The sequence below is a fragment of the Paraburkholderia tagetis genome, assembly GCF_022213065.1.
GTDB lineage: Bacteria > Pseudomonadota > Gammaproteobacteria > Burkholderiales > Burkholderiaceae > Paraburkholderia > Paraburkholderia tagetis.
Genome location: NZ_JAKLJA010000020.1, coordinates 12999 through 37671, shown reverse-complemented (window position 1 = coordinate 37671; position 24673 = coordinate 12999). Strand labels below are relative to the sequence as shown.

The following is a 24673-nucleotide window of genomic DNA, read 5'->3' as shown; positions in this document are numbered from 1 at the left end:
CGCCAGCGCGAACATCCTTAAAACAGGGATATATATCCCTCTATTGAGGATTTGGTGCTTAATCCTTAGAATGAGGACAATCATCCCTAAAATGAGGATTCGCTGTGAGTCTTGCCGACTTTCTCTTCACACCCGGCTTGCAACACGTGCTTGGTGCGACGCTGCTGCAGCCCGATCGCAGTTTTACGCTGCAAGAACTGCTGCGGTTGGCGGACAGTGGGCGCGGAAGCGCTCAAAAGCAGATAGATCGTCTCGTCGAGGTCGGCGTACTGCGGGAAGACGCCAGGCGGGGGCGACAGCGAAGCATTCGTGCAAATACCGAATTCACCCTTTATCCAGAATTACTGAGCATCGCGCGCAAGTCATTTGCCGTAGTGGAACCGCTGAAAGAGGCTCTTGAGCCGTTTGCCGACCGCATCAATTCGGCGTTCGTGTTTGGCTCTGTCGCCAAGGGCACTGACAGCGCCCGGAGTGATATCGACTTGATTGTCGTCGGGAGTGCCCCTCTCCTCGAACTATCCGAGGTTCTGCACAAGACCGAGCAAGATTTACTGCGCCCCGTCAACTTCTCTTTATACGAGCCGGCCGAATGGGCCGCGCTGGTAACGACTGACCCCATCATGGCCCAAATCATTCAAGGACCTATCCTGAGGGTACTGTGATGTCGCGCCCAGCCGAATACGAAAACCTCATCCAGACGAAAGCCTTCGAGGTGGTTGCCCCAACCCCTGGGGCGATCGCGGGCTTTCTGCGTAACGCAGCAGACTATCAGGCCGCTGCCGAGGGATTAGACGCCGGACGGTATATGCAGATATTCACCTTGGCCTACGAAGGCTATTTCCAGGTGATTCAGGCCATTCTGGAGTTCTACGAGGTACGCACAAAAGAAGCGGGCCGTAATCTGGCCATCCAGCGCGTGTCCACCTCGCTAGGCGTGAGTTCCCAAGAATTTGCCTTCATCACGAAGGCGCATGAGCGGCGCAACGGCACCTCTTATATTTCACCGTTCCCCCCGGTGTCGAAGGCCGAGGCCGCCGTCATGCCAAGCATCCTGGCCAAATACCTACCCGTTGCACGTGCGCTGACCGGTACGCCGTGAGGCCTTGTTTTGCCGGGCCCGGATTGCCGCAACAATCCCGGTACCGTGCACGAACACATACTGGCCAAAATCGTGGTCACGGTCCAACGGTGCGCGCCTTGGCGAGCACGTCGAGATTGCCCTCGCCGAAACCATGATGACCGCTGCGCTGCACCACTTCGAAGAAAATCTCGCCGGGGCGGCGCTTCACGAAGGTCTGGAAAAAGAGCCGCGGCACGCCGTCCGCGCCAATCTCGCCGTCGATCAGGACATGATGGCGGCGCAGCGCATCCAGATCGACGCCATGGCCCGGCAAGCGCGCATCGACCGAGTCGTAATAGGCGGCGGGCGGCTCGACGAACTCCACACCATTGGCCTTCAACTCATCGACGCACGGCACGATGTCGTCGGTCGCGAGCGCGATGTGCTGCACGCCCTCGCCCGGATGATCGGGCAGATAGTCGTGCATGAGCTCGGTGCGATGCGTGCCCTCCTCGTACACCGGAATGCGGATCTCGCCGTCCGGCGACACCATCACGCGCGACTCCTGCGCCACATGCCAGTTCGCGTTGATCTCGTGAATCTCGCGGAAATGCAGCAGGTCGCGATAGAAGTCGAGCCATTCGCCGATGCGCCCCGCGCCCACCGTCTGCGTGAGGTGATCGACGCGCTTGAGGCCCGTGCCGCCATGTTCGAGATCGGCCTGCGCAGTGGCGACATCGATGGGCCGAAAGTCGATATCGAAGATCGAGATATCGCCCACGCCGCCATGCTGGCCGCCTCGCCCGCGCCAGCGATCGACGAAATAAATATGCGAGTCGCCGATGCCCTGAATGGCCGGAATCCGCAGCTCGCCGGCGCCCACGCGCTCGCCTTCGAACGCCCAGGCGCCCAGCCGCAGCGCGTGCTCGAAGGCGCGCCGCGCGTTGTCCACGCGCACGCCGATCGCGCAAATGCCCATGCCGTATTCCTCGGCGTAACGAGAAGCGAACGAATCGGGTTCGGCATTGACGAGGAAATTCATCTGGCCCTGACGATAGAGCGTGACGTTCTTGCTCACGTGGCGCGCAATGGCCTTGAAACCCAGTTGAGCGAGTTGCGCTTCGAGCGCCGCGGGCTCGGGCGCTGCGAATTCGACAAACTCGAGACCGGCCATGCCGAGCGGATTGGCCGGATCCGGCGCGGCGGAACGGGAGTTGGACGACATGCGGAAGGCTCCTGAGACGGACGGAAAAGGGCAACGCAGATTTTAACCAGATCGTACACTTTGCCCAAAGCGGAGGTCCGGCATTGCCCTCGTCGGCCTTGGTGCTAACCCGCAAAACGTTCGATAATCGCACAGATTAGGGCGATTATCGCGCACCACGTGCGCCTGGCGCATTGCCCCGGCGCGTATGCGGTCCTATGCTCCGTTTCACGGTCGCGGCACCCAGGCAGACGGTCTTGCATGATGAGACCAGCGTAAGGAGACACTTCATGACCCCCACCCTCGACACCACGGGCGCAGCCGATTCGGCCAACGCCGGACGCGCGCGCAGCCAGGCGAAGAAGGCCGCGCTCGGCAGCTTTGTTGGCGCCGTCGTCGACTGGTACGACTTTCTGCTCTACGGCATCGTTGCCGCGCTCGTCTTCAACGCCGAGTTCTTCCCGAACATCAGTCGCAACATGGGCACGCTCGCGGCCTTCGCCACCTTCGGTGTGGGCTTCCTGTTCCGGCCGCTCGGCGGTGTGGTGTTCGGCCATTACGGCGACCGGCTCGGGCGCAAACGCATGCTCGTGCTCACCGTCATGATGATGGGCCTCTCCACGGCCGCCATTGGCTTCCTGCCCACCTTCGCCTCGATCGGCTGGTGGGCGCCGGTGTTGCTCGTATTGTTTCGCGCGATCCAGGGCTTCGCCGTGGGCGGCGAATGGGGCGGCGCAGCGCTCATGGCCGTGGAAAGCGCGCCCGCCGGCAAGAAAGCGTTCTACAGCAGCGGCGTGCAAGTGGGCTATGGCGTGGGCCTCGTGCTCGCAACGGGCATCGTGGCGCTGCTGAGCCACCTGCTCGGCGACGGGGCATTCCGTTCGTGGGGATGGCGCCTGCCCTTCCTCTTCAGCGTGGCGCTGGTGCTCGTGGGCCTGTGGGTGCGCTCGAACATGGACGAGTCGCGCGAGTTCGTGGAAAAGGTCGAGCATGGCCATCGCAAGCTCAAGATGCCGGTGCTCGAAGCGCTCACGCGTCATCCGAAAGCGTTTCTTTATATCGTCGCGCTGCGCCTCGCCGAACTCTTCACGATGTATATCGTGACCGCATTCGCGCTCAGCTACTCGACGTCGAATCTCGGCCTCTCGCGCGATCTGTTTCTCGGTATCGGCCTCTTTGTGGGCGCGCTCTCGTGCGTGACCATCCCCTGCTTCGCGTGGCTCGCCGACCGGCTCGGCCTGCGCCGCATCTATCTGATTGGCGCACTCATCGGCCTTGCGAGCGCGGTGCCGTTCTTCCTCGCACTCGAAGCGCGCTCGACCGTGTGGATCGTGATCTTTTCGGTGGCGCTCGCCAATCTCGCGCACGACATGGTGGTGAGCGTGCAGCAGCCGCTCTTCACCGAACTGTTCGGCGCCGAATACCGCTATAGCGGCGCGGGCGTGGGCTATCAGTTCGCGAGCGTGGTGGGTGGCGGCTTCACGCCGTTCATCGCCGTGGCGCTGGTGAGCTTTGGCGGCGGCTCGTGGCATCTGGTGGCCGCGTATCTCGCCATCGGCTGCCTGATCTCGTTGATCGTGGCCGCGAGCATGAAGCCTGCGAAAGCGTAATCGCGCCGCGCTCGTTCCATAGCTTGCCATCGAGGCCGGGCGCATGCCCGGCCTTTGCGCTCTCCACTCACGAATGGAAACCATGCCCCTTGCCAAACGCGACTGGATCGCCGGACTCGAAAAAGGCCTCGCGATTCTCGAGGCCTTCGACAGCCAGCATGCGCGCATGACCGCGACCCAGGCCGCCGAACGCACTGGACTTTCGCGCACTGCCGCCAGGCGCTATTTGCTGACGCTCGAATCGCTGGGTTATGTGTACACCGATGGGCGGCTTTTTGGGCTCACCCCGCGTGTGCTGCGTGTGGGTTGGTCGTATTTCGATTCGGCGCGTTTGCCGCGTACCGTGCAGCCCTATTTGCAGCAATTGAGCGCGACACTCAACGAGTCGGCCTATGTAAGCGTGCTCGACGACTGGGATCTCGTGGTGATCGCGCGCAACGGCGTCTCGCGCGTGATGACCACGGGCTTCGTGCTCGGCGCGCGCGTGCCCGCACCGCTGATCTCGCCGGGGGTGGTGCTGCTTGCGCATCAGGAAGATCAGCAGGCGGTTTCGGCGTGGCTCGATACGGTCGAACTCGCGCCGTTCACACCGCATACGATCACGAACGCCGCGCGGTTGCGCGAGAAAATCGTGCGCGCACGCGCCGATGGGTATGCGCTCATCGAGCAGCAGTTGCAGGTGGGCGTGCGCGGTGTGGCCGTGCCGTTGCGCAACCGCAGCGGCGAGGTGGTGGCCGCGCTCAGTACCAATATGCCGATCGGCAATGAAAGCGCCGAGGCGGCCGTGAAGCGCGTGCTCCCGCATTTGCAGGAGACGGCGCTGGCGATGTTGAATGTGTTGTGAAGGGCTTGAACGGAAGCCGCGTCTTTAACTAGTCGACCCTGAACAATTCGGAGCGCCTTGTGCGGCAGAGCTGTGAGGCCGAAATGGTGTTGTGAGATTTGCAGGAACCTGGCACATTAACGCGAGAATCCTGCATTTTTCGACGAGGTGCGGATGGGTCCGAAGACGCCTGTGACGGAGGGAGATTTCTTCCGCCAACCGCTGCGCGAACAGATCAACCTGAAGCATCCGTTGATACGCTTGGCCGACCTGATCAACTGGGAGCGACTTGGCGCATCAATGACCGGGAGCTTCGTGTCGGGCAAAGGCCGGCCGGCGAGTTCGCCGCGCCTGATCGCGGGGTTGCTCTACCTGCAACACGCTTTTGACCTCTCCGACGAGGAGGTCGTCTGGCAATGGGTTGAGAACCCCTACTGGCAGGTCTTTACGGGCGAAACGTACCTGCAGACGGAGCCGCCAATCGACCCGTCGAGCCTGACGCGTTGGCGCAAGCGACTGGGCGAAGCCGGTGTTGAAGAGTTGCTGGCCGAGACGATCGAAGCAGCAAAGCGTGCTGGCGTGATCAGGGCCTCGAGCGTCAAGCGTGTGATTGTTGATACGACCGTCATGGAGAAGGCGATTGCCCACCCAACCGATTCGCGATTGCTCGAAAGGTGTCGCGAACATCTGGTGAAGGCCGCGGCACGGCACGGTATGAAACTGAGGCAGAACTACAACCGTGAGGCGCCGCGTCTAGGACTGCAGATTGGCCGCTATGCTCACGCGAAGCAGTACAAACGCATGAGAAAGGCATTGCGCACGCTGCGTTCGCGCGTTGGACGGGTGATGCGTGATGTGGAGCGACAGCTCTCTCAGGTACCAGACTCGGGTCATGTGGCGTTGCAGGAGTTGATTGGCCGCACGAAGCGCATCCTGGCGCAGAAGCCGAAGGACAAAAACAAGCTCTACGCGCTGCATGCACCGGAAGTTGAATGTCTGGCCAAGGGCAAGGCCCGCACGCCCTACGAATTCGGCGTGAAAGTGTCGATCACAACGACCCACAAGGAAGGCCTGGTCGTTGGCATGCGGTCGATGCCAGGCAATCCGTACGATGGGCATACGCTGGCTGAAGCGCTGGAGCAGGCGGCAATCCTGTGCGACGACACGCCAGAAGTCGCCATCGTCGACCGCGGCTACAAGGGTGTCGCCGTCGACGGCGTGAGGATCTACCACCCGGGGTTGCGCCGGGGCATCACACGCGGACTACGCGCAATGATCAGACGACGCAGCGCGATCGAGCCAGCCATCGGTCATATGAAGACAGACGGAAAACTTGATCGCAACTGGCTCAAAGGCGCGCTCGGCGATGCGATGCACGCGGTGCTGTGCGGCGCCGGTCACAATCTCCGGATGATCCTGAGGAAGCTGCGGCTTCTTTGTGTCTTTGTTCTCGCTGCCCTGTTCAACTGCTGCACTGCCGCCAACGTGCCGGCGTCACGTCGGCGACACGAGAATCGCATTGTTCAGGGGCGACTAACTAACGACCACACTTACCTCGTGGCAGTCTGTCCGCCGGCATCACCGGCTATTTGCAATTGATTCGCCACCAGTTCAAGCTTCAGCGGCTTTTCCGGATCGAGTTTCTTCTTTTCGATCACGCGCTTCCACGCGCTGTCCGTACCCGGCACGCGATACAGCGCGATAACGGCCACATACTGCGTGCTCTTCTGCAAAGGCTCGGTAAAGCTCGCCGACGCGCCCGGATTCAGCACCGCCGCCATGCTCGAATTGAGGTCCTGCGCCAGCACGGTCTTGTCGCTCTTCATTAGATCGTCGTATGACGCGCCATCGAAAACCTTGCGGTCCTTCAATTGATAAACGCGCACGGCCACCGATGTAGATCTGCCTGCGTCGTCTGGATTCAGTGCGTCGCGTGCCGCGAGATCGACGTTGAGCACCTTGACCTGGCGATAAAAGACCGCGCGAAGCGCGTTCGACGTACCATCCGAGACGGCCTGCCACGCGCCGCACCCCGCAAGCAAAAGGATGGGTGCAACAGCCAAAGCGACAACGGCAGCGCGGCGTCGGGACATGATCGGGTTTCCTTGCTCAAACATGGTGGGGAGTCAGATACGGATTGGGCGCGGGCGCCGGAATGGCTTCGCAGACGCCAAGCCCGATATTGATCATGCGTTCGTTCTCTGCCGGCAGAACCGTGGTCCAGCCAAGACGCGGCGAAAGCCCGGCATGGGCCGTCGCGATGGACGATGCGGGCACGAGCCGCGTCGATAGCGCCATGCGCAAAACGACATCGGCTTTCACGCCGATATAGAGCTGAACAACGGCCTTCAAGTCGCGATGCAGCCATGCATCGGGCAACAGATCGTGGGCCTGTTGCGCGTCTGCCGGACGCAAGGTCACGCGCACCGCGCGACTGCGGTACGCAAGCCGCTTGCCGAGCACGTAGCCTCCGCCCAGGCCATGGCGCACCTGCGCATCGCTTGAAACTTCGTTATTCGAAGTAAGTGGCTTCGGCGCGCCAGCACTTGCATACGCCGTATAGAATTCGTCGACGCGCACCTCGACCCCGGGCGCAGTGAGCGCGATGACGCCCGCGAGCCCTTCGGGCGTGCGGGTACGCTGAACGAGAAGGCCGAGCAACGCGAGCACGCGCGAGTCTGGCAGCCCCGCGCGCTGTGGCTTCTCGCCCCAGCCGAATCCGGCCAGACACAGCAGATTGCGCGAATGGGCATCGCTTCCGCCCGGGCCGAAGCTTTCCGGATACCGGTACTTCTTCCATGCGCGGTACAGCAGCGTGACAAAGCGGTGATTGAAGCGGTCGAGAAACGATTCGACCACCTCATGCCCTTCTTCCCGCAGGACGATATCGTCGATTGTGTGCGGCGGCATCGCCGCGTCGACGCCGTACAGGCCCATGAATGTCGTTCGCACGGTGGGCGGCATCTGCGCATCGGCGTCGTCCAGTCCATCGCCGAAATCGACCGCAACGACCTCGCCCGCCGGAAACCCGACGCGCGGCCACGATCCGAAACGCACCGGTTCCTGCTCCGGTGTGTCGCGCGTTCCGAATCCTGGAAGATCGGGCGAACGCCGCTCGAGCAGGCGGCACAATTGCATGAAGCTCATTCGCGGCGCGCGTGCAAGCAACGACGCCACCAGCGGCTCCAGATCGGCACGGTCCTGCGGCTTCATAGCGGCGCCCTCTGGGTCTTGCTGCGCGGCCAGACCGTGCGAATCTGCGACGGCAGGCTCACGATCGAGAGCTTCGTGAACAGGTTGATTTCCGCATACAGCGCGAAGAAACGATGCAACAGTTCGCCAAACAGCATCACGTCGCCCTCGCCCGCGAACGCATGGGAATCGAGCGTCACCTCGATCAGCACGCCGCGCTCGACCGCGCCACCCGACACTTCCTCTAACTGTTCCTGCGAGACCCGGAGAATGCCGGCGAGGCGGCGCCGGTTCAGTTCGTCGTCGGTCCAGTCGTAGAGCGCCAGTGCACCGCGCAGCACCTCGGCGTTCATCATCGAGAGGAAGTTCGGTGCGAGATGCGAGAGCAGGCGCCACTGGAAGCGGTCGCCCGTGGGCGGATAAAGCGGCAAGGTGGGCGCCACGAGATTGCGCACGCCAGCGACGCTCGCCGTACTCTCGGCAAGTTCGCTGATGCTGGCTTCGCGCAATCCTTTACGCGGCAGCATGCCATTGGTGCCGGTCACGCGCAGCGAAAGGCTTTCCTCCGGCAACGTTTCCATGGTCTCCCAGGCGTGTCCGCCGAAAACGACCCATGTTTCATGCAGCCCTGAAACGCCGGGACGCACGCGCGCGTGAAAATACCGCTCCGGCGCCTCGTGCCTCAACATGCCCCCGCGATGCCGGAACGTCGCGAACGGCACGTACTCGTGTCGCTCCGCCGTATCGTGATCGAGCGTCTCTATCGCATCGACCGAATACGTTTCGACGTGCTCGCCATGATGACCGGCAGGCACAACGCGATATTCCGTTTCATGATGGTCGATTTCGATGGGTTCCGCATCGAGCTCGAAAAGATTGATCACCGGCGAGCAGAACAGCCGCACATTGTCCTTGTTGAAACGCTGGTCCGACGGGTACGCGTCCTTCAGGACGAACTCGAGCTCGAAACGCGTTACGCCCGCAGGCAGCTTTTCTGCATCCAGACCACACAGATCGACAAAGAGAAATTTTTCGCGGAACGAAAAATATTCGAGCAGAAGCTGGTAACCCGAGAATGCAGCATCGGCCTTGGGCCAGAGCCGCTCCTCGGTCGAAAATCCCGCGGGTTCGATAGTGATTCCGGAAAGCGGCACGGCGTCACCGTTTCGTACTTCAGGAATGCGCCACAGAACCGTATCGACCTGGCGAGTCAGCGCGAGATGCATCGAGAACGCTACCGGCAGATCGGCGTTCAGATGCAGGCGCAGGCGTGAAAGATCCGTCTCGTCACACTTCGCCGAACGATGGAGTTCGAAGCCCAGCCGGATGACCGAGCGGCCGTCGTGCCGGACGGCTGGTCCAGCATGCGTGATGGTGAGCGGCTGCAACGCCACCGCCTGCGTGGTGCGATAGAGGCACTGCACGGTACGCGGCGTCGTGCCCTCGGCACCTGGCGCGGGCGGCACGCCAATCGGCGCGGAACGCACCGCCACGCCGGCGGGCACCACTTCGGTTCGCTGCAGCGTCTCCCGAAGCGGCACCAGTTCGGCTATGGAAAGCGATGGAATCATCCGCAGATAGTGTGGCCACAGCAGACTCACGAGCCCTTCGGTGAGTTCCGGCAGTTCGTCGTCGAGCTTCTGCTGGAGGCGTCCTGTGAGGAAGGCGAACCCCTCATGAAGCCGCTCGACATACGGATCGCGGTCGCCCACGCGATCGAGGTTGAGCATGCGCGCGCGATCGGGATGCGCCTTCGCAAACTCCTTGCCGGACTCGCGCAAATAGCGCATTTCGGCTTCGTAATAGCGCAGGATTGGGTCGTCCATCTGGGTTTTCCTGTGAGGTGTTCCGCCGTCCGCGGACTTACTGGGCCAGCGACAACGCGCGGGCGGGATCGAGTACCGTCATCTCGCTCTGCAACTCACCGATGCGACGCGCGAGCACCGGCTTGTCGGAGTCCTTACGGTTGCTCGCCGCTTTCAGTGCGCGAAGCAACTGATGCTTGATCTCGAAGACGAGTGCGGGATCCCAGCGCACGAGCGGCAGCGATTTCGCAGACGAATCCAGCTCGACAAGCAGCGCGAGCGCCGTGTCCGCGCGGCCCGCATAATCGGCGAGACGCGCCATCACGAACCGTTGCAGATAGCGGTGGCGATCGGTCTTCAAGCCGGGCAACGCTTCGAGCCACGCGAACGCCGCGTCAATACCGTCGCGCACGGCCAGATCTCTCGCCTGTGCCTCGATTTCCGGCCAGTCGCCAGCACGCCCATCCTCGCTATCGGCCGACACGGGCATGGGCACAACGCTCTCCCCGGCCTCCAGGTCCCGCACGACCGCATGCCGCGCAATCCATTCGAGCGTCGTATCGTCGGAGAAAGGCGTGCCGTCGTCGAACGACAACCGCTCGATACCGGGTAATCGTTCGAGAAACAGCGCAAAATCCGCGCGCAACAACTCGCGCCACGCGTTGTAGGGTGCGCCCACATGATCGAGGGCGACATGCTGGAAGTACTGCAGGTCGAACCACAGATGATTGACGCCCTCCATGAAGGCACCCTCGACACGTTCGAGCAATTCATGCCACTGCTTCTGCAACACAAGCCGTTTCATCTGCTGGCGCAACTCGGCGCGCGGCGCCACGAGCCGCGTATGCGACGCGGCATTCGACGGGGGCACGTCGTGGATCGTATCCCAGCGGACACTGCGCAGGAGCCGCACTGATGGCAAATAGCCGTTTTCCTGATCGCGCAGCCACGCTGCCATCGCGCGGGCCTGACCGAGCAAATCGAGCGCGGATTTGATCGAGCCGGACGAAGGACTCGCCACGGCAGGCGCCAACGGCGCAGGAAAATCGGCTTCACCGCTAGCCGCAGCCTCTTTGCTCTCGAAACGCGACACGAGCGGCTGGAGATTGGGTCGCGCGGCCTCGGGCCAGTCGCTCGTGAGCGTCACCAGAACGTCTAGCGCCGCAAGCGCGCGCTCGAGATCCATCGGCGCGAATTCGCCACGGCTCTCGAGCAGATCCAGCACGCGCGCCGATGCCAGCATCTCGAGCGCGCCCTTCCTCGCTTCGGCGCGCGCGGGCAGCATGGCTTCGCCAAAGCGGTCGATGAGCGCGGCGTTCAATTCCAGCCCATCTGCGAAGCCAGCCGGTCCATCCTGGCGGAGACGCGCAAATGCGTAGTAGCCCGAAAGACGCAGGTCCTTGCCGGTCTCCTTCAAAAGCTGCTCGCAGGAACGAACGATCAGACTCTCGTCGATACCCGAGAGCTTGCCTGCCTCGTCCCTGAGTTCGAAGAACGCATCCTCGTAGCCGGGATCGCGGCCGATGCCTGCCTCGCCCGCGAGCGGCTGTAGCCACGGCGCCCACGCATCGAGCCGCGTGCGCGTGAGCGCGCCGGCATCTTCGCGTGCCGGGAAGAGGCTTCTGAACAATTCTCCGAGCTTCATTGAGCCTCCGGTACTGAACCCTGTGGCAACGGCGTGGCGGCGCGTTTCGCGGCGACGAGCGCAGCCGGCGGCAGCGGTGGCGGACCACTGGCCGCAACCTTGGGGCCGGGCTTCGCGCTGCCCGTTACGAAAATGCGCGTGGGCAGCACGAAGTGCCGCAGTTGCAACACATTGAGCGGACCCGCGCCCGCCTCGCTGCGCATCTGGACCTTGAGCGCAACGCCCTGACTCGCATCGGGCGCCCACGTCAGCAGATAGCGCGCGTTGTCCTGCTGGGAGACCTTCGCCCGTTCCAGCAACCGGATCAGCCCGAACCGCCCTTGCACATCGAGGGCGGAGCGCAATCCACCCTGCTCCATCTGCCACTCGATGTGCGAGAGGTTCTCAAGCGACTGCCCAGGCCACTCGAACGGCACCCATGCCTCCTTCTGGTTGAAGTAGTGCAGCTCGTTGCCCGGCAACACAATCCGCATGTCGGTAATGCCCGGCACCGGCACGCCACGCAGATCGAAGCGGATATGCGCATCGCCAGAAGGGAACAACACCGTCGATACCCGCATCAACCGGTTCAGGCCATCGAGGAACGCCGGGTCGAGCCGCAACGCATCCTGTTGCATGCCGCGATCCGCGCCTTGCGCGGCCACCCAACGGTCTCCCTGTCGCTCGACGACGCCAGCCAGCTGCGTCGCGACGAACTGCGCAATCACACCGTTATCCAGCCGCATGAAGCGCGCCATCTCGGGCAGCGATGCATCGTTATCCGAATCAGCAAACGGATAGCGGCCGCCGAAAGCCTGGTTCCAGTCAGCCAGAATCGAACCGCGCCAGATATCGTTGAGGCTCGCAGCAGCGGGCTGCACCACCGCCTGCCACGTCTGGTTCAGCGGCGCCCGGAATAACTGGCCGAAGCCGGCCCATTGCTCGCCCAGGCTCGCGGCGACGCGGCTTGCATAGTCGCGGCTATCGGCAATATCCGAACTCTTGCCTTGCAGCACCGCCTGCGCAGCAACGCGGGACATCGCCTCCGTATCTGGGCTCGCCACCATCTGCTGCACCTTCAGCCGCATCGCCGTGACCCGCTCCAGATAGCGCGCGAGGCTCAGGTCGCCGGTAGTCGCCTGTTGCGCGGCCACCTTGCCGGACTGCGCCGGTGCGATGGAAACGAGATCGCTGCCTGTCAAGCGCAGGATCGGACCGAATGCGACGGCAAGCGGCGCGAGCTGAGGCTGGGATTGCTTCGACGGATCCTTGTTGTCGGCGCCGACGAGTTGCTGGGCCTTGCTGATCAACGTATCCGAAAGCGATTGCGCCATCACGCCGGCACCAGCCTGATACACGATCGCATTCATGAGCGCCACCAGCGGCGAGCGTTGCGGATCGCCCAGCAGCGTGAGTTGATCGGCGGTGGCCGAGAGCGTCGGCGCGGGCTGCCAGCGCAGGCTGTTGAGAAACTGCTCCCATGCCCGCGCGTAGTCGTCGAAGTAACGCTGGCGCAGTTCGGCCTTCAGCGTCGACGGGGCGTGCTTCGCGGCTTTCGTATCCGAAAGCACCCAGTCGCTGGCAACATTGCCCTGCTCGCTTGCATCGTCGATGGCCTTCGAGATGCGCTGCTCCCACGCCTCGCGCGTGAAAACGCCCGGGATCGTCTGCGCGGTGTTGAAGAGCCCCCTGCCCGTGGTGTCGCCGAGCAGCGTGGCCAGCGACACTGGAGGATATTTCGGCTTCGCGTCGTCGAGAATCTGCTGATAGACCGTGTCCGTCGAATTCTGGATGCCGCGCACGCCGATCACGGTCTGACGCGTGGCTGCAACCAGGCCGCCATCCGGCACGATGGCAAGCGACGAGCCACTCGTGGATACTCGATGTCCCAGGTGATCGGCAAAGAAAGCGATGGTGTGCTGGCGCAGGTCTTCCCATGTGCCCGACGAAAGTGGCGAATCAGGCGGACGCACGGGCGCCGCCGTTGCGGCGAGTTGCGAAGTCAGGAAAGACGCCACGGCACGCTCCGGCTTCGCGAGCATCAGGTAGGCCTTGAGCGTGTCGTAAGCGGCTTGCGTCTGGACACTGCCGCCGCTCGCGATCTCTTCGTCGGACATCGACGCAAGCTGGCGCAGACGGTCTTCGAGCTTCTGGCGAATCGGGGCAACGAGGATGCGATTGGCAGCGTCTTCGTAGCCTGGCCACAGTGCTGCGAGCAAGGCGCGGTCGCGGTTCAGACCGAAGCGTGTTGTCCAGGGGGCGCCTTCGCGTTCGTGCGTTTCGAGTGTGTCGATCTGCTTGTCGAGATTGTCTAGCGTTTGCATCGCAAGCGTGGGGTCCTGCGCAGCCGAGAGCTTCGCTAATGCGCTTCCTGCCGCGCCGATTGTCGCGCGGTTTGTGAAGCCCGATACCATCGTGCCCGCGATCCAGAGGCCGATCATGGACGACGTCGCCCACGCGGCCGTAGTCGAGAGCGAGAAGCCGACGCGGCGGCCATGAATCTTGCGGCTGTGGTCCGCAATCGTTTGCCACGTTGTGCGGTGCTGTGGGGCGATGACTTCGTCTTCCTCCTCGCCTGTCTTTTCCTTGCGGGCCGGCGGGCCGAGTTTGCGCTCCTTAAAGAGCGGCGCGAACAAAAGGCCGTGCACGGACTGGCGCCAGTAGCGCGAGTTGGCCGTCTGCGAGACGAGCCCCGACAGTTCACCACCAAGCGTCTCGATGTGTTGCGACAACTCGGCCGGATAGCGGTCGTGACGATCCTGGACGACGCGCGCTACGCCTGAATCCGCGAGATTGTGTGCGAGGTCGCGCAGCGACGTTTGAATCTCGGCTACATTCACGCGCGCGTTCGACCATGTGAAGCCGATGGCCTCGTCCGGACCCGCTGGCTCGGTGCCGAAATCCGTTACGTTCAGTAAATACGCGGGCGCGGCCCATCGTAACGCGCGTGCGTGGCGGGCGAGACGCTGGGCGAGTTCATCGGCGTCGAATGGAGTCCTGGGAGAAGTGCGGTTGCGGGCCACCGCCACGATCGCATCGACGGGACGGCCGGGGCGCATGCGACGGATCTGGTCGAGCCAGGCGGTGTCGAGGGTGGTGCTGGTTTGCTTCGCGTAGAGCAGGACGGTATCGCCGGTGATTACGTAGCCGGTTTCGACGAGACCGGGGGCCAGGCGCTTGACGAGGGGCTCGTCGCCGGCGATGAGGATCCAGCGGTCGCGGTCGCGCCAGTGGCGGTTGTGGCGGTCACGAAGGCGGTTCTTCAGTGCGGACGCGCTCGAGCCGTCTGCAAGACCAACGCTACCGTGCAGCTTGGGTAACGAATTGAGTTGCTTCTCGACCCAGTACCGGACACGTCGTGCAGCTACCGCGGGTCGAGAAGACGAGTCGAAACTGAACCCGAGAAACAGCACAGCAAATAGAACGCAAAGAACCACGATCCACCCTGCCCGACTTTCGGCAGAGTGCAGGCCCAACCATGCGTCACCCCGGACCCAGATCATTAGCCCGGGCAGGACCAACAGGATGGCGACGCTTAGAATATCGAGTTGAAACTTGCGAAACATAGTCAATTACATTTGAAATTGGACTTCCGACGCCAGATCAATCCCGACCCATTGACAGTCTGTCGGCTGCGGCGCGTCTATCATGATGATTTCGACACACGCGCTCAAACGTCCACGTAAGACGAGTATTGGGACGGAAGCAGACGAGGAGAAGGATCGCACTTGCACACACACAGATCGTCACTAAGGGCTCCTTCTCTGCCGTCGGGGCCTCTCATTGAAAAACGTGGACCACTACACACAATACGTCCAGTCGACTGACAGCATGGACACCACACTTCGTCCTGTTCGTACGCCTGCTCGCGATCACCGATCCTGTCGTTCGGATCACCACCCATCACCGTACCGTCCGCCGTAGTCCGGTCGCCTTTCATAATGTCGTACCGCCTTGTCATGATGCTATCTCCTGATTGATGGAACAATTCGTGCGCCGCTAGCCAGAGCGGCGCATGGCCCTACCTGTGCACGCCAATTTCTCGATGGATATTTCGCAAGACCGAGAAACAGGTTCCAGCCTTGCCTGCTGCCATCACCAGTTGCGGCGTGCGATCCGCTGCCGCAGCACCGGCTGCGCATGCAACAGCAAACCACGGCGCAACCTCGCCGACACGACCAACCATGTAGTCGATATCCGCCGTTTTTGCGCTAATACCTACCTTGACAATCGCCTTCGTCGCCGCGTTGGCGTTATCCGCACCAACGCCACCCTTCCATACATGCTTTAGTTCCGCTGGCTGCATACATCCCCATCGCATCGCGTGCGCGAGGGCATCGTCCACGGAACAGTCATCATCTCGAGTCGGCCTATGCAGCATGGCAACAGGTGAAAGCTTGAATTTTCCGCATACCGCCTCCGGTGCAAGAAGGACTGCAACCACAGTTTCCGCACTCTGGTCGGGCGGAAGCGCTCCAGGAACGGCGTTCAATCTTACAAACACGAGAAGCCGTGCTTCCCAGTCGAGCCCTTCGTTCGCTCTATCAAGCCAGGTATCGGCATACATCAGGTCAGGCGTTTCACCCAACACTCTGGTTTGAGCCGGGCGAACATCTGCCTTCGCCCATTGCCTGTTCCATATCGCCAGCGCCTCGTCTGTGTTTGCAATACCCGGCAGCACCAACTGGACTTTCAGCATCAATTCCAGAGGCAACGAACGGACGGCATCAGCAACCGTGTCGGTCACAGTACTGAATGCCCACGACAAAACGTGATCCCGGCGCTCGACATCCCACTTCAACGGGATACCCTTCGTGTCCAAAATTTCGAACCAGCGCGCGGCGACAGGGGGGACATCGGGCTTGGGGGCGGTTCGTGGTTCAAGCTTGATGTACCCATCGAGTAATTTTCCAAAATCATCTTCCCCCGCCTGACAGGAGAACCTGCAGTTCGCCGCGAGGACGCCGAGTGGTCGGCTTGCCCGATCAAATACGCCGTTCACGTAATCTGCCCGAGCGTCGTTCCACGCGATTGCATCCAGTCGACGTCCCTCATAGACGCTATAGCGTCGCAGGACCACGAACGCGGAGAGACCGAATGGATAGACCGTTACGCACGTCCAGAACCACGGAGTCTCGGTCGATTCTCCTTTCGGCCAGAGAAGCAGTACTGCGAAGACGCCGACTATCGCGATCACCAGGAACGCAACGGTCCAGAAAAGCCGCGATGGCAGGCTTTCGGATACGGGCTCTTCCGGAGGCAACAGGGCAAAATCGATGGCCATTACTCTCTCCTCAGAAACCGTTGGGACGTGGACGCAAAGTACGGGATATGACATCCCATAACGCAATCGCTTCATCTTCTGTGAGCGAAGCCGTTTCCAGACGATCTGCCGTAAAGCCATTGAATCCCCCGTTTTTCATCTCGAGGACGAGGAACGGTGTCGTGGCTCCCCCAACCGTGGTATTCGCCTCAACTCTGAAAAAATGCCCAGGAATCCTGGCTTCCGTTGTGGCAGAGATCAGAAATTCATCAGCCTTGATGCCTCCAACCATTACCGGCGCAGCCCTGATAATTCGACCGTTAATATCCTTCATGTCTACTTTTATTTGTGAAAGACGATTTGGGAGGGAGTTCTTCTGTAGCTCTCGCATGTCAGTGTCGGTTTTCATTTGAAAATACACATCGGGCCGATCCTTCAACGCGAAGAGACTACTGACATCTTCGCCCTTAGCGGCCTTGCGCGGTAAAAATCCATCCTTGAAGCACAAACCAGGCTCGGTAGGAATCTCGTCGTCTGCACGACCCCGAACATTCTCAGCCAGGTTGAGAACCAAACGGGTTTTTTCCGGAACGTCATTTAGATTCAAGTCCGGTACGGCATAAGGTGTGTTATGTACCTTTACTTTATATTTGGAATTTATCCAGTCCGATGCCTCGATTCGAAGCTTGATCTGGTATCCCGCATCCCATTTATACGCTTCAATAGCGCGACTCAAATCAGCGGTATCGTCAAGATCAGCCAACGTAATGAAATAACGGCTATACGGCGTGTTTGGCACCTGTCCATAATCGTATAGGACTCGATAGCCATATGTGTTCTTCTTAGCCTTCAGACTTGCCTCGTGCGCGTCCATTTCTTGAGTGAACTCGTCGGACGACATTCGCTTCGTCGCGACGGCGACTCCCTCAATGAACACGTAACCCGTTGATAATGCGTCATCCGGCATGTCAATCAGATAGCGCCCCACGCAGCGCGGTTTCAAGTCCGAGATCAGTTTGCTCACGGTATTTCTCTCTTTTTCGGTAAGCGGTTGGGAAAATTTTCCGCAGGCGGCAATAAGTGCAATCACCAGCGCGATCGACGTGAGTTGGCGAAAACTCATGCCGTGTACTCCAGCGACGTCCCCGTTACGTTCTTCAGAATCTTCACTATTCCCCACAAGGCAAACCGCATCCAACCAACCCTCCTCGTGATGACCGGGCACTGGCTCCTCTGATGCCACCATGGCACAATCTACAGCCATCACCGTCGCATTAAAATCCGTTGGGACGCGGGCGCAAAGTGCGTGAGACCACGTCCCACAATGCAATCGCTTCGCTTTCACTCACGGATGCGACTTTTATCCGATCCTGCATAAACGCGTTAAGAGATCCTGTCGACAAATCGAGAGTCAACAACGGTGCCCGGGCATTACTCGTCATAGAATTCGCCTCCAGCGTAAATTGACTGCCATGGACCCCTAAATCCGTCTTACCGGAAAAGAGCCACTCCTCCGCGTTCATACCCTGTAACGCGACTGTGCCTTTACGTACGGTTTTACCCCCAACGGTATTCAAGTCACGGTCGATTTCATCACCGCGCTGAAGCAGCGTATTCGGTTCGCGAACACCGGAGTTACTTTCCATCCCGATACTCACATCACGGTTTCCGTTGAGCACAAACTGCGCCCAAGCATCCTCGCTATTTCCAGCCTTGCCATACAAAAATGCACCAAGAAAGCAGAGGCCGGGCTCCGATGGAATTTCATCGTCAGCGCGCCAACGTAACCGTTTTACCAGATCGAACACGAGACGTTTCTTTTCTGGAACGTCGTTCTTGACCGGCAACTCCTGAATATAAATCTTATCTGTCTGATCGGGATGAAGGAAATCCACCCCCTCAATTCCTAGTTTGAAACGATATCCGCTTTCCCATTTGTATGCTTCGAAAACGCGATTCGCTGGACCATCACTCACGTTTCCACGATAGATAAAGTAGTGTGTGTTTGGACCATCTATTTCCTCATCTTCGTAGATAAAAGGATACGGATCAACACTTTTGGTTTCCCTAAGCTCTACCTTTCGGCTTGCAACCTCCTGAAGATAGGCATCACGTGACATCATCGCCGATTCGATCTTTACACCCTGAACCGTCGCACCGCCCGAAGCCAGCGCATCGGCAGGTATGTCAATCAGATATCGGCCCACGCAACGCGTTTTCAGGTTTCGGGTCAGTTCACTCACGTTATGTTTTTCCTGTTCGGTCAAAGGAGCCGGCTGGCGTCCACACGCGCTAACCAGCAGCATCGGAAGTACAAACGACCATATGCACGCGCGAAATTTCATCACTTATATTCCAGCGATGTACCTTTGACGTTTGCAACAATGCGGGTGACCGCCCACAGTGCAAAGAGTTGCTGTGGACGGCCCTTGTATGCTCCCTCATGCTCAACATCCTGATACGCCACACAGACCTGCACGCCAGATCCGCCTGCAGGTGCACAACCGGATCGGATCGGCACAGTTCCGTCTCCATTTTCCTGGGGATTCTGAAGTTTGAAGTCGATAGCTGTGTGATAGCGGCCGACCTTTTGACTAAACGTCTGTGTTCCCGTCCCAGAATTTCTCGACGGCTGCCTGTCCAAAATTCTATCTAACGACGCATTCTGGTCCTTATAGATTCCGCCAGAATCTCCCATCCTCTGCCAAACAATATCTCCCCATGTTCGGTGCTTCTGGTCGTCGCCATAGAACACGTACGTTGCGCGATGAAATTTCCCACACATAATTTCGTGGAACGGCTGCACTCTTTGGCTAACTAAAGCTACGTATGCAGCCCAATCCGCATCGATCGTTGTCTTTTCACGACCCAACGGACTGGTCAACTTGTCATCGACAAGACCCCACCATGTTCCACGCCGGAGATAGATCTCGGCGTACGGGTCGGCCACCGGCATCGAAATCAGGTTGCTCCCATCCCTTATCTTGAGCCAGCCCATCCCGTACTCCGCAGCCGGAAGCAGTTGCAATGGTCCGGGTGATTGTGCAAACACGGGCGTCACCGTTGCGTTGTCTGGGCCAAGCACTGGACCAGCAACTCCTTCACTGCCAGTCACTACGCGCTTGTATGCAGTTGCCGACCCTGTCGTGGGCATGACACCATGAACAATTCCCAATACGTTGTCACGATGACCATCAACTTCAGAGTAGTAGCGTGCAACCAGCCCACCCATTGAGTGGGTAACGATAATGACTTTCTCACAGATCTTGTTCTGTCTCTTGTAGTGACCTGTGAATTCCCTGATCTTGTCCGCAAGATGTTTTGCTGAGTCCGCATTGGATTGAAGCCAGTTGTACCCGACTGCGTGCACTGGCATGCAGTACTTGTACGATAGAGCAACTTCATCCCGCGATAGCACACTGACGCCCGGCGCCGTGGCCACGAGATCACGCATGAGCTGGACCCGAAGGCCAGACTCCCAAGCGTGGGCATCGTTTAGGGTATTCTCCAGAAACGGCAAAAAAGTGCCATAACTTGCTTGTGCCACCGTGCCCCAACCGCGGCGGCGCAATTCTGCTTCGTTCAGCGCAGTTCCGGACGGAATCTCGCCACCATCGTAGACAACCGTATTTTTTGGATCCAGCTTTTGCTTTCGCGTTTCAGGTCCACGACCCACCCATTTCAGGAACACGTCAAGCTGGCGATTTACCAACCAAACCGGCGTTCCCTTATATGGCCCAGCGGTTGCGAACAGGTTACTTCCCATAACTCCTGGGACGAAAATCACGGGAATTACCCTTTGAGGAACCATGTAACAAACCGCCGTGCTGTTGTCCGGGGGTGAAGTCACCGACGTATAGTGGACGGATCCATCTTCCGCAATTCTGGCGGGGATGATGCGTTCATTTGTTGCCATATTCTGGGAGTCCCTTTAATAACCATGGCTGGCTTGTATCAAGCCGAAACCCATTGGGTTCATGCTAATTCACCGTCGATCCGAAGGCGTACGTTTTCAACAAACAACGCGCGCTGCAAGCTCGTTTTTCCTGCCGAATCTGTGCTTCCTTGAATAACACTTCCATCGTCCCGAATTATCGAGAATTTCTGATTTTTGACGGGTTCGTTGCTGCAAATCCACTTCAGCGTAAACTCCTCATCAAATGGTGCACGCGTCCAGTTGTTAACCGTCTCCGCGAGCGAACTCGGTCCCTGCCGACTAAATGCGGCTGACTTGATCGTGCGGTTACCACGTGTGCCGTCTTCGATACCAGTTGATGAGATCCGGACATACGATCCACCACATTTGAGGAGAAGTTCTTCTTTTGCCTCAATGGTGACGCGGCCATTAGCACTGGTGATTCGCATATCTTTAGCGGAAAGCAAGTTCATATCGTCGCTCTGCGCCTGAATCTCAACCTTTCCTTTCGCGGCAATGATCTTCAATCCGAGCTTCTGTGCAAAAAGCGAAATTAGTTCGCCCGCTGCAACCGCAAAGCGCTTGAGGACACCGATATCTGCGTTACCCCCAGCCGTCGCTATCAGATTGCTCTGCGCGCTGAGTTGCAGGCTGTCGCCCGACGCAAGGCCCATCCCATCAGGCGCGCTAAGCAGAATTCCCGCCTTTTTAAGATCCTTCAACGTTCCGTCGAGAAGCTCTCGCTGACGTTGATAATCCGCCGCGATCGCCTGCGCCGACGCAGCGGCTTCAGAGAGGGCCTCCATCTGCTGCATGGCCTGCTCAAGCAAGCCTACAGCGCCCTGCATGTTGAGCTGCTGCCCGTTCGCGGCAGGTTGAGCCTCCGCCGAAACCAGCACCCCCTTCGCCCCCCGCACCGCCACATGCCCATCCGAGCGCAACTCCGCGCCTTGCCCCCGTTCCTTGCGCCCGGAGTCAACCATATGCCCCAAATTGAGCTCACTGGTCTGAAACGGCGTCGTGAAATGGATATGCTCGATACCCTCCTTATCCTCCATCCGCATCTCATTCTGCGCGGCTGTGCGAATGAGATTGCGTGTGTTATTGAGGTTATTGACAAGATCCGGATGCAAGCTGTCATGCATCGCACCGATGATGACGGGCCTATTCGGATCCCCGGCAGTAAAATCAAGCGCCACCTCCGCCGAATCGATCAACGGAAAGTGATGCCCATAGTCGTTCCCGCTATACGGCTTGGCAAACCGCACGGGCCGGCTGGTACCGCCCGGACTCCATTCATCGAGGTCGAACGGCAGCTTGATGACATACCAGCCCTGCTCGGTCAGGTACGCATATTTGTAATTGCCTGGTGACGTAATACGCGCCGGCAGAATGCCATCGATCACGGGCCGATGAATCGACGCCATCGAAGTGCGCCATACGCGGTCAGAAGGAATCCCCTCGAACGTCACCCGATACGATTTATTGCGCGCACCGTGCGAGCGCACGGACGTAACAAAGATCCCGTGTTTCGCATCGACTTGGGCAGGTTCGACCCGCATGACCTCACCGGCTTCCAGCCAGAACGGATTGCCGGTCCCAACGAAGCTGATCTGGTCTGCCAGATACGCCTCGTGTCGCAACCGGGCAATGCGCTTGCCTTCCTCGAGCGTCTCGTAATGCTCGCCCCAGTGATAGTCAACTGCGTCAGTGGTTTTGTCCCCACGCGCTGCGTTCTCTTCGACCAGCAGCGACACATCGGCCTGCCGATGGTTATAGTCGTGCAGACGCACCGCCTCCGGCACCCGCCGGGTTCGTCGCCTGAGCGATTTGATCGATTCTGCACCAACGCTTTCGAGTCCCGAGTCGCGGCGATACGGCACCGTGCGCTGTTTGCGCCCATACGCATCCACGTCGTCGCCGAACACGACCACCGCGTAATCCTTCTTCTGTTCCCAGCGAAACCAGATGCCCTCTTCTGCACAGATGCGCTGGATGAACGCGAAAGTCGTTTCGTGATATTGGGTAATGTATTCGTGTCGCTTGTATTTATGCCGCATCTTGAACACAAAGTCGACACCAGCCCGGTAACCATAGTGCCGAAGCGTGTCGGTGATGATCTCCTCAACCGACTGCTTCTGAAACAGGCGGCTCGTCACACCCCGGTGAAGATCGGCCATTTTCGGTTCGAGCGTGACGCGGTATCGCGTTTCGTCGGCGGACGTTTCGAATTCGTCGAACTTCGTGATGATGCCGTGCACCGTTTGCGCGGGTGGCTTCTTGCTGAATTGCTCCGCGTTATCCCCGAACATTTTGCGCAGGTAGCCGATGCTCGGGTCGATGGGGTCAATCACGAATCTGGCCGGGCGTCCAAGAACCTGCTCCATTGGAATACCCGCCATCGGGCTGGTGAATTCAATCTCGTATCTGTACAACTGGCTAAGCCGATCGACGCCAGCGAATTTGAGGATCGAGAACGGCGCCGGATGCGGCGCCAGCTTCAATTCATAAGCCTGCAACGGCATGACCATCGACATGGAATTCCTCCCGGAAACACAGCGACAACAACACCGCCGGAGCAACCATGGGCGCCCCGGCGGCTCATACAGGAAACGTCGAATCAGCTCTTTGCTTTCGGCATCTGCGAAACGAGCGACAGCCCGATGTCCATACCCTCGACCTGGAAGTGCGGGATGATGAAGAGCTTGATACGGAAGAACCCGGGGTTGTCTTCGATGTCCTCGACCGTCACTTTCGCTTCGCGCAACGGGTGCGAGGCCTGAAGTTCGTCGGCGGGGTCGGTCATCTCGGTCACGAGGCCCTTGATCCAGTTGTTCAGCTCGAGTTCCAGCAGCCGGCGATCCTTCGTCGTGCCAATGTTCTCGCGCTGAATCAGTTTCAGATAATGCGCGATGCGCGAGAGCAGGAAGATATACGGGAGGCGCGCGTTAATGCGGCTGTTGGCCGTCGCTTCCTTGGTCTCGTATAGCGCGGGCTTTTGTGCCGAGTTTGCCGAGAAGAAACACGCGAAGTCGTGATTCTTGTAGAACGACAACGGGATAAAGCCCAGATTCGCGAACTCGAATTCGCGGGTCTCGGGAATCAGCACCTCGGTGGGGATCTTCGGCTGCACGCCCGTGCCCAGATCGTAGAGGTGCACCGGCAGGTTCTCGACCTTGCCGCCAGCTTGCGGGCCACGAATCTGCACGCACCAGCCGTTGTTCACGAAGCTGCGCACCATATTGGTTGCGAACGCAAACGATGCGTTGACCCACAGGTACTTGTCGTGGTCCGGGCCGCGCACCGCTTCCTCGTAGTTGAACGCGCGCACGGGCGCGGTGTCCTTGCCGTAAGGCAGGCGTCCGAGCACGCGCGGCATGGTCAGGCCCACGTAGCGTGCGTCGTCGGTATCGCGGAAGCTTTTCCACTTGATGTACTCGGCGCGGTCGAAATAGTTGCCGATGTCCTGGATGGCGGCCACTTCCTCCATCGACTTCTTGCCGAAGAACGCCGCGCCCACGGAGCCGATGAAAGGCATGTGCGCCGCCGCGGCCACCTTCGAAATATTGCGCAGCAGGGCGATATCCATCGGCGAATTTTCGAACTCGTAATCGCTGATCAACGCGCTGATCGGCTGGCCGCCCGGTGTGTCGTATTCCTCGATATACGTTTGGCGATACAAGCCGCTCTGGATGACTTCGGGCGTGTCTTCGAAGTCGCGCTGCAAGGCGTCCTTGGAGCTGTCGAGCACTTCGACCCGAGCGTTCTTGCGGAAATCCGTGCGCGAAACGAGCAGCTTGAGGCCGCGCCAACGCCCTTCGAGCGCCTGAAATTGCGGGCTGTGCATGACGGCGTCTAACTGCCGGCTGATCTGGCGGTCGATCTGGCCGATATGGAAATCGAGCAGCGATTTGTCGAGGCGATCGACGGGCTGGCTCGATTTCGCGATCAGTTCGAGGAAGGCGCCCATGCCGCGCGCAATGCGCTCGTCGGCCGAGGCTTCCGAGAGCATGTCGCTGTCGCGAAAGGCCTCGAGCGGACGCGCTTCGGCCACGGGTTTCAAGTTGATCTTGCTGCACAGTGCCGCGTAGACGCTGTCTCCGGCACCCTGTGGTGCGTCGAGCACGACCGTTTCCGTCGCGCCTTGATGGGATTCGTTCTGCTTCATGTCGTTTC

17 protein-coding genes and 1 pseudogene are annotated in these 24673 nt (G+C 59.9%); 5 read left to right on the top strand and 13 right to left on the bottom strand.

All coding sequences use genetic code 11. The features are described from left to right. Positions 1–104 precede the first annotated feature (104 nt). Both L5014_RS21805 and L5014_RS21800 read left to right on the top strand, forming a co-directional pair. Positions 105–662, top strand: coding sequence for a nucleotidyltransferase domain-containing protein (locus L5014_RS21805; RefSeq protein WP_238465820.1), 558 nt, complete (start codon positions 105–107; stop codon positions 660–662). Then, positions 662–1099, top strand: a complete 438-nt coding sequence (locus L5014_RS21800) for a hypothetical protein (RefSeq protein WP_238465819.1) — start codon at positions 662–664, stop codon at positions 1097–1099. The genes L5014_RS21805 and L5014_RS21800 overlap by 1 nt, the downstream gene beginning before the upstream one ends. Before the next feature lie 76 nt (positions 1100–1175). On the opposite strand, the gene L5014_RS21795 is transcribed toward L5014_RS21800, so the two are convergent. After that, entirely contained in the window at positions 1176–2285 is a 1110-nt protein-coding gene (locus L5014_RS21795; protein ID WP_238465818.1) for a 4-hydroxyphenylpyruvate dioxygenase family protein, read from the bottom strand. Positions 2286–2554: 269 nt separating this feature from the next. On the opposite strand from L5014_RS21795, the gene shiA reads away from it, so the two are divergent. The 3 genes and pseudogenes from shiA to L5014_RS21780 form a co-directional block, all read left to right on the top strand. After that, entirely contained in the window at positions 2555–3874 is a 1320-nt protein-coding gene (gene shiA / locus L5014_RS21790) for a shikimate transporter (protein WP_238465817.1), read from the top strand. A 73-nt stretch (positions 3875–3947) separates the two neighbouring features. Next, positions 3948–4718 carry an IclR family transcriptional regulator domain-containing protein gene (locus tag L5014_RS21785; protein ID WP_238465816.1) on the top strand — a complete coding sequence of 257 codons (771 nt, stop codon included), beginning with the start codon at positions 3948–3950 and terminating at the stop codon, positions 4716–4718. A gap of 153 nt (positions 4719–4871) precedes the next feature. After that, positions 4872–6158 (top strand): annotated as a pseudogene (locus L5014_RS21780) (IS5 family transposase); the annotation flags it as partial. 89 nt (positions 6159–6247) lie between these two features. On the opposite strand, the gene tssJ reads toward L5014_RS21780, so the two are convergent. From tssJ to tssC, 12 genes are all read right to left on the bottom strand, one after another. Then, complete coding sequence (tssJ, locus tag L5014_RS21775) at positions 6248–6790, bottom strand: type VI secretion system lipoprotein TssJ (protein WP_238465815.1); 543 nt, start codon at positions 6788–6790, stop codon at positions 6248–6250. A 16-nt stretch (positions 6791–6806) separates the two neighbouring features. Further along, a complete protein-coding gene (gene tssG, locus L5014_RS21770) occupies positions 6807–7910 on the bottom strand; it encodes a type VI secretion system baseplate subunit TssG (RefSeq protein ID WP_238465814.1) in 1104 nt (367 codons plus the stop codon). Then, the gene (tssF, locus tag L5014_RS21765) at positions 7907–9715 is read right to left on the bottom strand and encodes a type VI secretion system baseplate subunit TssF (RefSeq protein ID WP_238465813.1); all 1809 of its coding nucleotides are present in this window, start codon (positions 9713–9715) and stop codon (positions 7907–7909) included. Before tssF ends, tssG begins: the two co-directional genes overlap by 4 nt. Positions 9716–9752: 37 nt before the next feature. Next, the gene (gene tssA / locus L5014_RS21760; protein WP_238465812.1) at positions 9753–11339 is read right to left on the bottom strand and encodes a type VI secretion system protein TssA; all 1587 of its coding nucleotides are present in this window, start codon (positions 11337–11339) and stop codon (positions 9753–9755) included. Next, positions 11336–14884 (bottom strand): ImcF-related family protein, encoded by a 3549-nt coding sequence (locus L5014_RS21755; RefSeq protein ID WP_238465811.1) that lies wholly within the window; start codon positions 14882–14884, stop codon positions 11336–11338. The genes tssA and L5014_RS21755 overlap by 4 nt, the downstream gene beginning before the upstream one ends. Before the next feature lie 104 nt (positions 14885–14988). After that, positions 14989–15258, bottom strand: a complete 270-nt coding sequence (locus L5014_RS21750; RefSeq protein ID WP_338019314.1) for a PAAR domain-containing protein — start codon at positions 15256–15258, stop codon at positions 14989–14991. 81 nt (positions 15259–15339) lie between these two features. Further along, positions 15340–16602, bottom strand: a complete 1263-nt coding sequence (locus L5014_RS21745) for a hypothetical protein (RefSeq protein ID WP_238465809.1) — start codon at positions 16600–16602, stop codon at positions 15340–15342. A gap of 10 nt (positions 16603–16612) precedes the next feature. Next, positions 16613–17704 carry a T6SS immunity protein Tli4 family protein gene (locus tag L5014_RS21740; RefSeq protein WP_238465808.1) on the bottom strand — a complete coding sequence of 364 codons (1092 nt, stop codon included), beginning with the start codon at positions 17702–17704 and terminating at the stop codon, positions 16613–16615. 151 nt (positions 17705–17855) lie between these two features. Continuing rightward, a complete protein-coding gene (locus tag L5014_RS21735; RefSeq protein ID WP_238465807.1) occupies positions 17856–18824 on the bottom strand; it encodes a T6SS immunity protein Tli4 family protein in 969 nt (322 codons plus the stop codon). A gap of 101 nt (positions 18825–18925) precedes the next feature. Continuing rightward, positions 18926–20497: an esterase/lipase family protein gene (locus tag L5014_RS21730; RefSeq protein ID WP_238465806.1), complete on the bottom strand. Its 1572-nt coding sequence runs from the start codon at positions 20495–20497 to the stop codon at positions 18926–18928. A 59-nt stretch (positions 20498–20556) separates the two neighbouring features. Then, positions 20557–23034: a type VI secretion system Vgr family protein gene (locus L5014_RS21725; RefSeq protein ID WP_238465805.1), complete on the bottom strand. Its 2478-nt coding sequence runs from the start codon at positions 23032–23034 to the stop codon at positions 20557–20559. An 83-nt stretch (positions 23035–23117) separates the two neighbouring features. Continuing rightward, a complete protein-coding gene (tssC, locus tag L5014_RS21720; protein ID WP_238465804.1) occupies positions 23118–24665 on the bottom strand; it encodes a type VI secretion system contractile sheath large subunit in 1548 nt (515 codons plus the stop codon). Positions 24666–24673 lie beyond the last annotated feature (8 nt).

Coding starts and splice junctions, on each gene's coding strand:
- L5014_RS21800 (WP_238465819.1), top strand. CDS start 662: ATGTCGCGCCCAGCCGAATACGAAAACCTCATCCAGACGAAAGCCTTC.
- L5014_RS21795 (WP_238465818.1), bottom strand. CDS start 2,285: ATGTCGTCCAACTCCCGTTCCGCCGCGCCGGATCCGGCCAATCCGCTC.
- shiA (WP_238465817.1), top strand. CDS start 2,555: ATGACCCCCACCCTCGACACCACGGGCGCAGCCGATTCGGCCAACGCC.
- L5014_RS21785 (WP_238465816.1), top strand. CDS start 3,948: ATGGAAACCATGCCCCTTGCCAAACGCGACTGGATCGCCGGACTCGAA.
- tssJ (WP_238465815.1), bottom strand. CDS start 6,790: ATGTCCCGACGCCGCGCTGCCGTTGTCGCTTTGGCTGTTGCACCCATC.
- tssG (WP_238465814.1), bottom strand. CDS start 7,910: ATGAAGCCGCAGGACCGTGCCGATCTGGAGCCGCTGGTGGCGTCGTTG.
- tssF (WP_238465813.1), bottom strand. CDS start 9,715: ATGGACGACCCAATCCTGCGCTATTACGAAGCCGAAATGCGCTATTTG.
- tssA (WP_238465812.1), bottom strand. CDS start 11,339: ATGAAGCTCGGAGAATTGTTCAGAAGCCTCTTCCCGGCACGCGAAGAT.
- L5014_RS21755 (WP_238465811.1), bottom strand. CDS start 14,884: ATGTTTCGCAAGTTTCAACTCGATATTCTAAGCGTCGCCATCCTGTTG.
- L5014_RS21750 (WP_338019314.1), bottom strand. CDS start 15,258: ATGAAAGGCGACCGGACTACGGCGGACGGTACGGTGATGGGTGGTGAT.
- L5014_RS21745 (WP_238465809.1), bottom strand. CDS start 16,602: ATGGCCATCGATTTTGCCCTGTTGCCTCCGGAAGAGCCCGTATCCGAA.
- L5014_RS21740 (WP_238465808.1), bottom strand. CDS start 17,704: ATGAGTTTTCGCCAACTCACGTCGATCGCGCTGGTGATTGCACTTATT.
- L5014_RS21730 (WP_238465806.1), bottom strand. CDS start 20,497: ATGGCAACAAATGAACGCATCATCCCCGCCAGAATTGCGGAAGATGGA.
- L5014_RS21725 (WP_238465805.1), bottom strand. CDS start 23,034: ATGTCGATGGTCATGCCGTTGCAGGCTTATGAATTGAAGCTGGCGCCG.
- tssC (WP_238465804.1), bottom strand. CDS start 24,665: ATGAAGCAGAACGAATCCCATCAAGGCGCGACGGAAACGGTCGTGCTC.